Origin of the sequence: Anaerofustis sp. (assembly GCF_019420015.1) — a bacterium.
In the GTDB taxonomy this organism is placed as follows: Bacteria; Bacillota; Clostridia; order Eubacteriales; family Anaerofustaceae; genus Anaerofustis.
Genome location: NZ_JAHZIA010000025.1, coordinates 9802 through 23342, shown reverse-complemented (window position 1 = coordinate 23342; position 13541 = coordinate 9802). Strand labels below are relative to the sequence as shown.

Annotated in this window: 9 protein-coding genes, 1 pseudogene and 1 riboswitch; of the genes and pseudogenes, 3 read left to right on the top strand and 7 right to left on the bottom strand. The window is 35.2% G+C overall.

Annotated elements, in window-relative coordinates:
* Window positions 1–214: 214 nt before the first annotated feature.
* On the bottom strand, window positions 215–901 hold the full coding sequence (locus QZ357_RS04905; protein WP_290772579.1) for a 5'-methylthioadenosine/adenosylhomocysteine nucleosidase: 687 nt from the start codon (window positions 899–901) through the stop codon (window positions 215–217).
* Between the two features lie 170 nt (window positions 902–1071).
* Between QZ357_RS04905 and QZ357_RS04900 the strand changes: the two genes are divergently transcribed.
* Window positions 1072–1629, top strand: a complete 558-nt coding sequence (locus QZ357_RS04900) for a DUF5698 domain-containing protein (protein ID WP_290772577.1) — start codon at window positions 1072–1074, stop codon at window positions 1627–1629.
* 97 nt (window positions 1630–1726) lie between these two features.
* On the opposite strand, the gene QZ357_RS04895 is transcribed toward QZ357_RS04900, so the two are convergent.
* Complete coding sequence (locus QZ357_RS04895) at window positions 1727–4348, bottom strand: hypothetical protein (protein WP_290772574.1); 2622 nt, start codon at window positions 4346–4348, stop codon at window positions 1727–1729.
* A gap of 544 nt (window positions 4349–4892) precedes the next feature.
* Window positions 4893–4976: riboswitch (ZMP/ZTP riboswitch) on the top strand.
* 41 nt (window positions 4977–5017) lie between these two features.
* Between QZ357_RS04895 and QZ357_RS04890 the strand changes: the two genes are divergently transcribed.
* Window positions 5018–6193 (top strand): phosphoribosylaminoimidazolecarboxamide formyltransferase, encoded by a 1176-nt coding sequence (locus QZ357_RS04890; protein ID WP_290772572.1) that lies wholly within the window; start codon window positions 5018–5020, stop codon window positions 6191–6193.
* Window positions 6194–6304: 111 nt separating this feature from the next.
* Here QZ357_RS04890 and QZ357_RS04885 read toward each other — a convergent pair whose 3' ends face one another.
* The 3 genes from QZ357_RS04885 to QZ357_RS04875 form a co-directional block, all read right to left on the bottom strand.
* Window positions 6305–7627, bottom strand: coding sequence for a replication-associated recombination protein A (locus tag QZ357_RS04885; RefSeq protein WP_290772569.1), 1323 nt, complete (start codon window positions 7625–7627; stop codon window positions 6305–6307).
* A 624-nt stretch (window positions 7628–8251) separates the two neighbouring features.
* The gene (gene prmA, locus QZ357_RS04880; RefSeq protein ID WP_290772566.1) at window positions 8252–9199 is read right to left on the bottom strand and encodes a 50S ribosomal protein L11 methyltransferase; all 948 of its coding nucleotides are present in this window, start codon (window positions 9197–9199) and stop codon (window positions 8252–8254) included.
* A gap of 691 nt (window positions 9200–9890) precedes the next feature.
* A complete protein-coding gene (locus tag QZ357_RS04875; RefSeq protein WP_290772564.1) occupies window positions 9891–10775 on the bottom strand; it encodes a DegV family protein in 885 nt (294 codons plus the stop codon).
* A gap of 275 nt (window positions 10776–11050) precedes the next feature.
* Between QZ357_RS04875 and QZ357_RS04870 the strand changes: the two genes are divergently transcribed.
* Entirely contained in the window at window positions 11051–12136 is a 1086-nt protein-coding gene (locus tag QZ357_RS04870; RefSeq protein ID WP_290772561.1) for a hypothetical protein, read from the top strand.
* A gap of 32 nt (window positions 12137–12168) precedes the next feature.
* Here QZ357_RS04870 and QZ357_RS04865 read toward each other — a convergent pair whose 3' ends face one another.
* A complete protein-coding gene (locus QZ357_RS04865) occupies window positions 12169–12882 on the bottom strand; it encodes a hypothetical protein (RefSeq protein ID WP_290772559.1) in 714 nt (237 codons plus the stop codon).
* 120 nt (window positions 12883–13002) lie between these two features.
* Window positions 13003–13541: pseudogene (locus tag QZ357_RS04860) on the bottom strand (cell division protein FtsH); the annotation flags it as partial.

Here is a 13541-nt window from a genome sequence, read left to right as displayed (position 1 = left end):
CTTTTTCCCGCCGCAAGCATACCCGCAACAACAATTATTCTCATTATACTTCTCCTCTTACAACAAATCGGTTTTACCGAAATATGATTATACTGTAATTATACTACCTGCATATACAAAAAGCAAAATCAAATAAAGCAAAACACAAAAAACAATTCTCCTTTTAATTAAAAGGAGAATCGAATAATAAAATTTCAAAGTCAAAAGATAATGATTATAAGCTTTTAATCACATCCAAAAGGGCTACTGCGCAGTTATCGCTCGCCTTTTTAAGGTTTTCTCTGAAGTCGCTTTTTGCGCCCTCATCTGCTCCGTCGCTTATCCCTCTTATTCCTGCAAAATCTATGCCGTTTACATAGCATACCTGAGCCAAAGCCGCAGTTTCCATATCGGTACAATACCCATTAAAATTCTCAATCAAATATTCTTTGTCTTTTTTATTTGAAACAAATTTATCCGCAGTCAATATGTTACCGAAAAAAACATCGAAGTCATAGCCATCCGCAAATTTTCTTGCTTTGTCGTTTATATATTCTGCTTGAGCAAAGTATTTTTTGTCAATATCGGGAATAACTCCCTCTTCATATCCAAGCATAGTAACATCCATATCAGTCTGAAGGGTATTTTCGGCAAAAACCACATCCCCTACTTTAATACCGTCCTTAAGTCCTCCCGCAACTCCGCAGTTTATCAAAACATCCACATCAAAATTATCAATGAGTTTTTGCGCTGTAAGAGCCATATGTACTTTACCTGTATAACATTTTACCAAAACGACATCATTCGACCCGACACTGCCGATAAAATACTCGCTGTTTGTGATTTTTTTTACTTGGGTATTTACCATATTCTTTTTTATAAATTCCAATTCTTCATCCATTGATGCTATAATTCCAATCATCTGTTAATCTCCTTTTTAACCTTTATTTAAAATATTCAAGGTTCAAATTTTTTCTTTCCGCTTTAATATTATACTACATTTAAATTATTTGTAAAATTAAAAATATTTCCCTTTACTTTGACAAATAAAAGAGTATAATACCGTTAATAATATATATCAGAGGTGTGCATATGGATTTTTTAATGGATTTTTTAACAAAGACGGGACCGATTGTATACATTACAATATTCTGCTTAAAGGTACTCGAGATATCCCTTGATACTTTAAGAATAGTTCTCATCAACAAAGGACAAAAAGAACTGGGGAGTTTGGTCGGATTTGTGGTTATCCTCCTTTGGATTTTTGTGGCTTCAAGCGTGCTCTCAACACTGCAAGAAGACTTATGGAAAGCTCTGTTTTACGCTTTGGGATACAGTGTGGGAATATACGTTGGAATAGTAATAGAGAAAAAAATCGCTCTTGGATTCGTAAGCATGGAAATAAACGTAAGAGGAAGCGAAGGCGAAAGACTTGCGAATATACTAAGAGATAATAAATTCGGTGTAACGGTTATGAAAGGCGAAGGATTCAACCACACAAGATATATACTAAAACTGCACGTAAACAGAAAAAGAGTTGAAGAAGCAGAAAATCTTGCTTATAAATACGTACCGGACTGTGTTGTTACCATAAATGATATCGTAACGATACAGGGAGGTTATATGTACGGTGTAAGGAGAAGAAGATAACTGCTGTAAAACCATAAATAAAAATATCTGCATACAAAATAAAACTATAAAAAAGAGACGGTTATGTAGCCGTCTCTTAAATTATATCTAACCTTTATTAATGTTTTTTTATAAATGCTATAGAAGTAACTCCAATACCCAAAGCTGCGACAAAGAATAACATAACAAACACAATTAAGTTACTTTCGTCTCCTGTACTTGGAGCATTTGTACTCTCCTGACTGGTATTATGACTTCCGTCACTTACAGAATCATCATTTCCCTCCTGTTTATTTGGTTTCGTTGCCGTAATGCTTTTACCGTTGTCAACCTCTTTGCCGTTAACTATGATTGACTCTCCGCTTTTATTTTCAATTACGACTCCTTCGGGAACTGTCAAAGCATCTTCTCCCGATTTTATCACAGTGATTTTATCTCCGGGTTTTGATTCATTAATAACTTTATTGGCATTACTTCCGATATAGAACTTATCACCTTTTTGAACCGCAAGGACTTTATCCGCAACAAGCTCTTCACCCGGCCATTCACTAAAGGTTCCTCCTGTTATGAAACTGTCTGCATTATCACTCTCAACTTTTCCCTTAAAATTTCCTCCCATAACGGTAATATTTATATTATCGCTCTTAGAGTCCTGTAAGTCAACTTCATAAAGAGCCTTGATTCCCTTAAATGTTCCGCTCTTTATATTCACCTTTATAGGGTGATTTGTAGAATGCTGAGAAACCGCAATGGCAGCACCTTCAATTGTAGAACCGCTTGCATTTTCGCTTGCTTTAAATTCATCGGCGGTTGCTGTGATGTTTGAATTTTCCACTTCCATTTCTCCCCCACGGATTTCTACACCGCTGGTACCGGTAATATTACAATTCTTTACAATAAGTTTTCCGCTGCTAGGGAAGTAAATACCTGCATAAGATTTACTTTCAACACTAATACCGTCAAGTGTCAATTTTATATTTTCAAGTGTTCCGTTGGTTGCAATTGCAAAATTATCATCACTTATGATTTTACCGGTCTTGTCTTTGCTTGAATCTTTAATTGTTATGTCCGCATTGTTCGGAATAAGTTCAGGTCTGTCTTGAAGTGGTACTATAAGGAATGACCCCATTGTATGTCCGTTTAAATCCAATGTATAATTCGCATTCGGATAAATTTCTTCATGTCCTGCCGTTTTATTTTTTTGAAGAACAACCGTTTCTTTCTCTGCAGAACGTGCTGCCACAGACATTGCGTTCGTTAATGCCGTGTAACCTGTTTTCCCTATGGTTGCTTCAAATTTTGAAACATCTTCGATTGATTTCGTTTCATCATGAATAAAACAGTTATCTTTTAAAAATCCGTCTACATTTCCGTTGTTTACAACACCACCGTTAAGCTTACCGCCTGCAACGGAAATATTGTTTATATCCGCATCACTACAAACAATATTGGCATTGGTAAGGGTTAAATCGCTGTCCATAAGAGACTTAATCGTACCGTTGTAAGTAATCTTTTTACCGTTTCCGTTGATTTTACCGTAAAGCTTATCCACTTTTACATCTGCAACGAGAAGAACGGTATTGCCATTTGCCTTAGCCATTGCTTCGTCGATGGAAGTATAAGTCTTATCTCCCACACAGGCTACCGTACCGGCAGGGATATTCTGTATGGTATACGGATAATCATCTTTATTCGTACCTATATTGGCAATAATTTTATAAGGTTCTTTTACAAAGTCGGCAACAACGGTTTCGTTTTTAAATACTCCGCCCGTAACGGTAACATTACCTTTTACTTTATCATTAACACTGATAAGATTTTCCGTTAAGGCATACTTACCACCTGCGAGATTTATGTAAGAAGCTTTGTTATTATCTCCGTTTCCCACATGTACCACCTGTCCGTTTACAAGAGTATCTCCGCTGATTTTCAAAGTCCCGTTTGACTTCCAACCTGCTCTGATCGCACCGTTTATTTCTCCTCCCGAAATAATTGCGGTTGCGCCATCCAAAACAGTCAAATCAACAGCATCTTCTTTATCGGTTACACTGATGGTACAATCTTCAAAAGTCATATCACCTGAGGTTACAGAAATACCGTAATGATACGACGAAGTTACGCCCATACCGTCGACAACACAATCTTTCATATAAATCTTTTTAGCTTCACCATTAATACCATAATAACTTGAAGGTGCGCTTATGAAAGTTGAACCTTCTGCGTTAAAAGTGCTGTTATCTCCCAACTTGACAGCGGGCTTACTTCCTCCCCCTTTAACGATACATTTAACAAAGTCAGCTTCTGCACCGGAAGCAAGAGTAACGATTCCCTGAGTAGATTTTACGGCATTTATGGTTCCGTTCATTACCGTAGCCTTTACACCGGAACTTACAGAAAGAGCATACCAACCAAAACTTCCCGAAAGATTAATATTATAATTGTTTAAATCAAGAGTAATATTTTTATTGATAAAAACACGATTAGCCATAAACTCATCATATGAAGTCGATTCCTTTTCATAATCGCCAATCAGCTTTATTCTGCCTCCTTCTTCAACAGAATCAATGGCAGAATTAAAGTTATTATACGGGCTTGTTTCCGTTCCGTCACCGTTCTCCGATTTGGTTCCGTCAAGATATACAATATTCCCCGTACTTCTTTCATTCTCGGCAAATGCCATGACAGGCATAAAAGCCGCAATCATAACAATGCACAAAAATGAAGCCAATAATTTTTTCATATTTTCTAACCCCTTTAATTAATATAATATACTATATATAGTATTAGTATAATCTGTTTTTACTGTTCTTGTCAATGAAGAAAAGTCATAAAAACCTAGTATTCATAGAGATTACACAGATTTTACATTTAAACCGAATCCATAAAAGTCATTTATCAAATTACTTATACAAAACAAATATAAACAAAAATAAAGTGTATAAATTTATCCGTCTTACAGTCAAAATCTTATCCCGAATTTTCCTCCATAAAATCCCCAATAAAATTCACAAACAAAAGAGAAACAAATAAGTTATCTATTTAAAATAAATTTACCATAGCAGTAAAAAAAACAAATCAAATCAGAACGTATACCAAAACAATACATAAAAAAGAAATCAAAGGAAAACAAAATTCTATTTATTATAAAATATATGACCGGTATATGACGTTTTATAACACCAACACAATATACACCCAAACGCCATATACGATAGAATTATAGCAGAACACAAACACAATATATATAAACATATTGACTGAAAGGAAGAAACATGTTATCCTTTAAACAGTTATACGACTGACGGAAAAGTGGAAATAACCACATGAAGTATAATGATAATTATGAGCCGACCGTCTGGGCAAGAGCCCGGATAGTGGGCTCTTTATTATTAAAAGGAGTGTAACAAAAATGAAAGAAATCCAATTAAAGTACGGGTGCAACCCAAACCAAAAACCATCCAGGGTATACACTGAAGAAGGGGAACTTCCCATTGAGATTTTAAACGGTTCTGCCGGATACATAAACTTATTGGACGCATTTAACAGCTGGCAGTTGGTAAAAGAATTAAAAGAAGCCACTGGAATACCCTCTGCCGCATCCTTTAAACACGTATCCCCCGCAGGCGCTGCTGTCGGACTTAAACTTACAGAAACTTTGAAGCAAATGTATTTTGTGGATGAAAGTATCGAGCTTACCGATATTTCATCAGCCTATATAAGAGCAAGAGGAGCAGACAGGATGTCATCTTACGGAGATTTTGCGGCTTTATCCGGCGAATGCGACAAAGCGACCGCAATGTACTTAGCAAAGGAAGTATCTGATGGTATCATCGCTCCCTCTTACTCGGATGAAGCCTTAGAAATACTTAAAAACAAGAAGAAAGGCAAATACCTTATAATTAAAGTAGACAAGAATTACACACCGAAACAATCGGAAAGAAAAGAAGTTTTCGGGGTTACTTTCGAACAGGGAAGAAACGATATAAAGATAAACGAAGATATGCTCAAAAACATCGTTACAGAAAACAGGGCAATGAGCGAAGAAGCAAAAAGAGACTTGATTATTTCTCTTATAACCTTAAAATACACACAGTCAAATTCGGTTTGTTACGTAAAAGACGGACAGGCGATAGGAATAGGAGCAGGACAACAATCGAGAATACACTGCACCAGACTTGCGGGAAACAAAGCAGACACGTGGTTTTTAAGAAGCCACAGCAAAGTACTTAACCTTCCTTTTAAAGACGGCATAAGAAGGGCAGACAGAGACAATGCAATTGACGTTTACATTTCAGACGATTACGAAGATATATTAAAAGACGGAAGCTGGGAGAATGTATTCAAAGAAAAACCCGAAGCTCTCACAAGAGAAGAAAAGAAAGAATACTTAAAAGAAATGAAGAACGTAGCTCTGGGCTCTGACGCATTCTTCCCTTTCGGCGACAACATAGAAAGAGCGCACAAAAGCGGCGTAAAATACGTTGCACAGGCGGGAGGCTCAATAAGAGACGACAACGTAATCGAAACATGCAACAAATACGACATGGTGATGGCATTTACATCAACAAGACTTTTCCATCACTGATAACATTTAGTGTTTAAACAATAAAATAATATTTTCCTTCCAAACAAAAGACCGCCCAAGAATTTAAATAAAAGCTTTGGCGGTCTTAAAAATCACACGATAAAACATTTTCTATTTTTTTAAATTTTCCAGGTACCTCTTTAAGTTCCCTTCGTTACCGTTGTCTTTTGGCTCGTAGTAAACCCTACCCCTTATCTCCTCGGGAAGGTAGTCTTGTTTTACATAATCATTCGGATAATCGTGAGGGTATTTATAGCCGACTCCTACTCCGAAATCTTTTTCTCCTTTATAATTTGCATTCCTTATGTGAAGAGGCACATCATAATCGGGCTCTCTTTCTATATCCGCCATGGCCTTGTTTATTGCCACATAAGAAGCGTTGCTTTTTGGCGAAGAGGCAAGATAAGTAACGCAGTGAGCAAGGTTGATTCTCACTTCGGGCATTCCTATGACTTCTACTGCTTTAAAGGTATTTACCGCAAGTTCCAAAGCCTTGATATTCGCATTTCCTATATCTTCGGAAGCGAAAATAATCATTCTTCTGGCTATAAACTTCGGGTCTTCCCCGGCATAGAGCATCTTTGCCAGATAGTATATAGCGGCGTCGGGATCGGAGCCCCTCATGCTCTTTATAAAGGCGCTTATGGTGTCGTAGTGTTCATTATCCCCCTTGTCATAAGTCACTTTCTTTCTTTGCATACACTCCACTATCACATCAAGGTCTATATTTATTCTTCCCTTTTCGTCCTTTGGCGTGGTAAGGTATGCCAGCTCCAAAGCGTTAAGAGAAATCCTCGCATCTCCGCTGCACATTGTACAAAGATAATCCATAGCTTCTTCGTCTATGTTTATATCGTAACGACCGAGTCCCTTCTCTTTATTTGAAAGAGTATTTTCTATAATCTTTCTTACATCTTCTTTGTCTATCTTTTTAAGCTTAAACAAAGTAGAGCGGGAAATCAAAGGGGAATTTATTTCAAAAAAAGGATTTTCTGTCGTAGCTCCTATCAATATTATGGTTCCGTCCTCCACACTGGGAAGAAGAGCATCTTGCTGAGACTTATTGAACCTGTGTATCTCGTCTATAAAAAGGATACTTTTTCTTTTTTCCAGCCCCAAATTGTTCTTTGCCTTTTCGATTACTTCTCTTACATCTTTTACACCGCAGGTTACCGCATTCAAACTGTAAAAATAAGAGCTTGTCGTATTTGCTATTATTTTTGCCAAAGTCGTCTTTCCACATCCTGCGGGTCCGAAGAGAATCACAGAGCTTACCTTATCGGCTTCTATCATTCGGTTTAGGAGTTTTCCTTTTCCGACGATATGCTCCTGACCGTAAAACTCCTCCAAACTTTCGGGTCTCATCCTTACTGCCAAAGGTGCTTTTGATTTTATTTGTTCTTCTCTTATATCATCAAATAAATTTCCCTGCATAGATTATTCCTTTCAATATTTATCTTAGTCCCATAGGGACTGACTCTGATTTCCGGTCCTTTTACTTATCCAACTTTCTTTGGATTTTTCTCTAAAGAGTAAGCGATATTTCGAAAAGAAAAAATGATTAAATATATTATCAATATTTCTTTTTAATATCAATCTTATTTTTTACAGCTTCTTATCATTCCCATAACTTCCTCTACATGAGCGCTGACCTTTGTACTCCTCTATTTTTTGACTTTTATTGTTTCAAAGAAACAGCTGAGTTTTATTTTTAATAAAACTTATTAAGCTGAAAGTTTTAAACAACATGAGCAATTTTAAAACATTGCAAACAGACAAGCAAAAGGAGGTAAAAAGGATACAACTGCGTTGAGTTTATAAAGTATCGGAATTTCATGAAAAGTCTACCCGATTTTTTCATAAACCGATGCTGCACCGCCCTGTTTTTCAATAAAATTGCGGAGTAGCTTTTCCGTCCGCAAAAGGAGGGTATCACTTTGCAAGACATCAAAAATCGTTAAGACTCCACGCCCCGTGACGCAATTTATTCCAAATATTCATCGTTTTTTTTATGGAACGCTGCATAATGATACAGCGTGCCTTTCAAAGAGGAAAGAATTATAGTCTTCTTCCGACAACACTGTACCAATCCCCTATATTATTTACTTCAAGTACTTCAAAGCCGTTTTCTTTATAACTTTCGATTACCGTGTCTACAGTATCCTCTATTATACCGCTGGATATGAAAATACCGCCCTTTTTAAGAATTCTTTTGGTGTCGGGAGTAAGTCTTTTTATTATATGAGCAAAAATATTTGCGACTATGACATCGGCTTTTACATCCACCTTTTCCGCCAAATCGCCTATAAAAACATCGAATTTATCCTCTACATTATTTATTTTTGCAAGGTAAGAGGAAGTTTCGATACACATAGGATCTATATCTACCCCTGTTACATGCCCCGCACCGAGCTTTACGGCTGCAATTGACAAAATTCCGCTCCCACATCCGACATCGATAACTTCATCGCCGTCTTTCATGTACTCTTCAAGCCCCATAAGACACAGTCTTGTGGTTTCATGGCTTCCCGTACCGAAGCTGGCTCCCGGGTCTATTTCGAGAACTATCCTTCCTTCATCGTTTTTATACTCTTCCCAAGTAGGTTTTACCGCAAGATTTTTCCCGATTTTAAAAGGTTTAAAATACTTCTTCCAGTTGTTTGCCCAGTCCTCTTCTTTTATATCATTAAAAGTCATATTCAAACTTCCGAAAATATCCCTTTCGTCATTTGCTTTCAGTCTGTTCAGTTTGTCTTTTAACCTATCTATTATCGAAACTTGATTCTCGTCTTCTTCTATATAAACTTTTATATTTGTCTTGGTGTCTTTTCTTTTGAGTAAATCCTCATCCACAAGGTCCCATGTTTCCCTGTTCTCTTCAAGAAAACTTTCAAAGTCTTCTTTGTCCTCTACCAAAAAGCTGTCAAGCCCCATATCCATCAGCTCGGATATCAGTAAGTCTATTCCCTCTGTCTTTGTATAAATACTTATTTCGTTATAATTCATAAAATTTCTCCTTAATTATTTAATTATATAACTTAAAATTATTCTCTGCAAGATTTTTAGATTAAAACAGTACCTCCCATACAAAATACAGAGAAAGATTCCACCTTTCAAAATTCCTTTACCGATATGATATAAGTTATTATATACAAACCAAACACCCCATAATATACATAACGACTTTGTGATAGATAAAAATATATAAAACTCTAAAATTTAACATACAGATTTTCGTATAAATATTTCTTTTTTTCATATTACAAAACACTTTACTTGTACAATTAATTATTACAATTAGATTATTATCCAAAGGGCAAATAAGAGAAAAATACTCTTTGTATTTATAAGAGCATAAAAGGTTTATTAAATATTGATTTTAACGAATATCATACCAGGGATTAACCTTATATATCAAAGTAGAAATAAAACACAAAACAAACCAAAGAAAGCCAAAATAAAATTATCGGTAATACTGTTATATTCATCGATATTTTAAAATTATCCCATTTTCTGTACGGTTTAATATTCTTATCACAAAGCTACGCATCTTGAAAGACACAGAAATTTGCCGATAAGAAAAAATTAAGAAAGATTTTACTTAAAACAAAAAAGAGAGATAATAAGTCTCTCTTTAATTGATTTGATAAAAACATAAAACAAACCCGTACGGATTAAAAATCAAAAGAACCGTATATTACAAATATTTCTTAAATTCTCCGTCACTCTCATTTTCAAAAACAGCCGCTATCACCCCGGGACCCGTATGGGCTCCTATGGCGCAACCTACATAACTGATGATTACGTCTTTAACGTTATATTTTTCTTTCAAAGTTTCGGCAAGCTCTTTTGCTTCTTCTTCCCTGTCTCCGTGAACCACTCCGATAATCTGGTTTTCCAAGTCTTTTCCTCTTCTGCCGACTTCTTCTATTATTTTATTTACCGCTTTTTTTCTTCCTCTTACCTTTGTGAAAGCGACAAGAGCACCTTTCTCGTCTATATCAATCATAGGTTTTATATTAAGCCCTCCGCCCACGACGTAAGAAAGCTTTGAAAGTCTGCCACCCTTATAAAGGTAGTCCAACGTTTCAACGGTAACCACATGCTCCATATGACGGCAGAAATATTCACCGGCTCTTATTATGGTTTCTTTATCCGCTCCGTTTCTTTGCATAAGCAGAAGCTTATAAACGGGAATCCCAAACCCCAAAGAAGCGCATTTTGTATCTATAATCGTAAGCTTAAAGTCGGGGTAAGTTTCAAGAAGCTCTTCCTTTGCAAGATTTGCGGCATTGAATGTTCCCGCTATCCCCGTAGAAAAGCACATATACAAAACTTCGTCTCCGCTTTTTGCATAAGGCTCGAAATTTCTTTTAAACATTTCCACATTTATATGATAGGTTTTTATGTCTTTTGAACTGTCTTCCAAAAGAGAATAAAAATCTTTTGGAAAAATGGTTTCTCCGTCAAAATAATCTTTTTCGTTTATAACCACAGGAGTGGGTATAACGTGTAAATCAAATTCATCTATTATACTTTTAGGCACATCACTTGCCGAATCTGTAATAATCTTAAATGCCATCGTTTCCTCCACTGAATTTCTTATATATTTACTATACTATATAATAAGGATTTTTTCAAAAGATTAATTTAATTTTAATTTTTTTCCTCACTGAAATTTACACAAATCAAAAAACATCAACAATAATTTTATACTTCATATCCTTGCAGAATTTATTTGTATATATCATAACAATTATCCAAATAAGTAAAAATATTTTATATTATCATAAATTAACATGATGTCATAATATCGCATATTATGATATAATATATCATGTAAACGGGAGGGAAGTTATGTCAAAAAAAATATTTAAAAACCCGGCTTTTATTACGGGAATTATCCTTGTTATAGCTCAATTTGTGGGAAAATGGTATGCAGATTTGATGGTATACGATCTTTATTATAAATCAGACCCGGGAAGTCTTATTTATACCATGGATTTTTTTGATTCTTACATAATTTTATATACTGGTATAACCCTTATGATAATAACTGTAATTTTTGAATACAAAAAAGCAGGAGAGGCTAATGATAAAAATATTATTAATCAGATCAATAAAATCAATCTTTCTAACGAAAAAGGAGAACTTAATTTAAGCCAAAGTTCATTAAAAGAAATCGATCCGATTGATGAAATTAATCTTTCCAAAGAAAAGGGAGAACTCGACTTAAGCAAGAGCTCACCAAAAGAAGAAACGGAATTAAGCGACACAAAAAAAGATAAGAAAAGCAATAAAGGCTTTAAAATATTCTTGATTTTATGTGCGGTTATTTTTGCACTGACAGCATTCGCAATGTTCAATAACTATCGTCATTCCATTTCTTACTATTACAATGCGGGAGTTCCGACGGAAAACGGACTGATACAAACGGACAAAGAGGACTTCATAGCACTGGTAAACATCAATCTGGAAACTCTTGAGAATGAGTTTTTAGGAACTAAAGTACCAAGCTTAAAAGACTTCCGCAGAGATGAAATAAAAGAAAGCGGTGAATCTTACTATTATACCGAAATTGAATATAAAAAAGGAGTTCCTGTCACCTTTTCATTCACGCTAAACGAGAATGATAAGATAAAAGCTATTTCGATTTTATACGATATCAGAGCAATCAAAGCGGATAATGTTGATGAATTTTTAGATGAAATGGAAAGAAAAAGAATGGCGTTATTCGGATATTTATTTACCTCTTATGTATCAATATCAGGGTTTAACGAAAATTTAGTGGAAGACAGAGACAATATGCTGGATAAACTGACAAGTATAAAAACCGATGAAAAGGGATACGGAGATGTAACATATCAAGGCTTGAACGGAGACGTCACTCTAAGCTATACCAAAGATGATTTTTGTATGATAACAATAACTAACATAAGATAAATAAAAAAGACCGATTTTAATCGGTCCTTTTTTTATTTTACTTTCGCTGTCTTTATAGGTTTTGAGAAAGAACTTTTGATACTGCCTCTGACAGTTCTTACTTTATAATAATATCTCTTTCCCTTTTTGAGCTTTTTATCGGTAAATTTATAAGAAGTAGTCGTCTTTACTTTTTTGTAACCTTTGGTCTTTTTAGTAGAACGGTAGATTTCATATTTCTTTCCTCCCGAAGCTTTCTTAAAAGACAAAGAAACTTTCCTTTTCCCCGATTTTGCTTTTAACTTTGTAGGTGCCTTTAATGTCGCAACTTTGATTTCAGTCAAAGCCAGCTCTACACTCTCCCCGCTTGGATCTGTAGCATCGGTTATACCGACAACCACAAAATTCGATCCGCTGGAAGCTTTCTTTGTACTTAGAGTAGTTTTATATGTATACGTCGATTCAAAAAATTTCGTACTGCCTTCTGATACTTCCTTACCTTTTGAATTCATTAAAAATCCCACAACGGCAGTATAATCATTCATATACAAATCTTTTACCACGGCTTTTACACTTATCTTTTCACCCTTATAATAAACTTTCTTATGAGAAGGCGAATAGATTTTTACATATCGGTTTGTAATCATACTCCTTGATGTTTTTACACCGGGCGATTTTTTCGAAGTCGCCGCACCGGCAGTTGCCATACAAGAAAATGCCAACATAAATACAATCAAACCGCATACTATTTTTTTAGAATTTTTCATATTCAGATTCCCTCCTTATTATTATCATAATTTTATCACATTGAATCCAATCTTGCAACTCGTTTACATAAAATAATAAAAGTTATAACTATCCGAATAAAAGACAGTTATAACTTTTATTTACACCAAAGCCGTATCAAATATTTTTTCCAAGTCCTTTGAAGACAAATCTTCTTTTTTATATAACAATTTTGCTATCATATGAATTACATCCAAATTGTTTTTAATCATATCTTTGGCTTTTTGATAAGATTCATCAAGGATTTTCGAAACCTCATTGTCGACGACATCCTTAAATATATTATCGTTTTTAAGATTGAAAGTTTTATTCTTATACCTGCTCATTCCGTATTCGCATACCATTGAATTTGCAAGCTCGTTTGCCTTTACTATATCGTTTTGAGCCCCTGTGCTGATTTCTCCGAAGATTATTTCCTCACTTGCTCTTCCGGCAAGGAGTATACATATTTTCTCTTTAAGTTCTTTTTTGGTTAAAATAAACTTATCTTCATTCGTCGAAGAGAGCACAAAACCAAGGGAAACTCCGTAAGGAACAATAGTGACTTTATCGGGAAGAACACCGCTTAACATAAAACTCACCAAAGCATGCCCCGCTTCATGGAAAGATACTATCCTCTTTTCTTTATTGCTAAGCACCA

What these genes read in the sequence shown, in the direction of transcription:
- QZ357_RS04905 (WP_290772579.1), bottom strand. Translation starts at nt 901, where the DNA reads ATGATTGGAATTATAGCATCAATGGATGAAGAATTGGAATTTATAAAA.
- QZ357_RS04900 (WP_290772577.1), top strand. Translation starts at nt 1,072, where the DNA reads ATGGATTTTTTAATGGATTTTTTAACAAAGACGGGACCGATTGTATAC.
- QZ357_RS04895 (WP_290772574.1), bottom strand. Translation starts at nt 4,348, where the DNA reads ATGAAAAAATTATTGGCTTCATTTTTGTGCATTGTTATGATTGCGGCT.
- QZ357_RS04890 (WP_290772572.1), top strand. Translation starts at nt 5,018, where the DNA reads ATGAAAGAAATCCAATTAAAGTACGGGTGCAACCCAAACCAAAAACCA.
- QZ357_RS04885 (WP_290772569.1), bottom strand. Translation starts at nt 7,627, where the DNA reads ATGCAGGGAAATTTATTTGATGATATAAGAGAAGAACAAATAAAATCA.
- prmA (WP_290772566.1), bottom strand. Translation starts at nt 9,199, where the DNA reads ATGAATTATAACGAAATAAGTATTTATACAAAGACAGAGGGAATAGAC.
- QZ357_RS04875 (WP_290772564.1), bottom strand. Translation starts at nt 10,775, where the DNA reads ATGGCATTTAAGATTATTACAGATTCGGCAAGTGATGTGCCTAAAAGT.
- QZ357_RS04870 (WP_290772561.1), top strand. Translation starts at nt 11,051, where the DNA reads ATGTCAAAAAAAATATTTAAAAACCCGGCTTTTATTACGGGAATTATC.
- QZ357_RS04865 (WP_290772559.1), bottom strand. Translation starts at nt 12,882, where the DNA reads ATGAAAAATTCTAAAAAAATAGTATGCGGTTTGATTGTATTTATGTTG.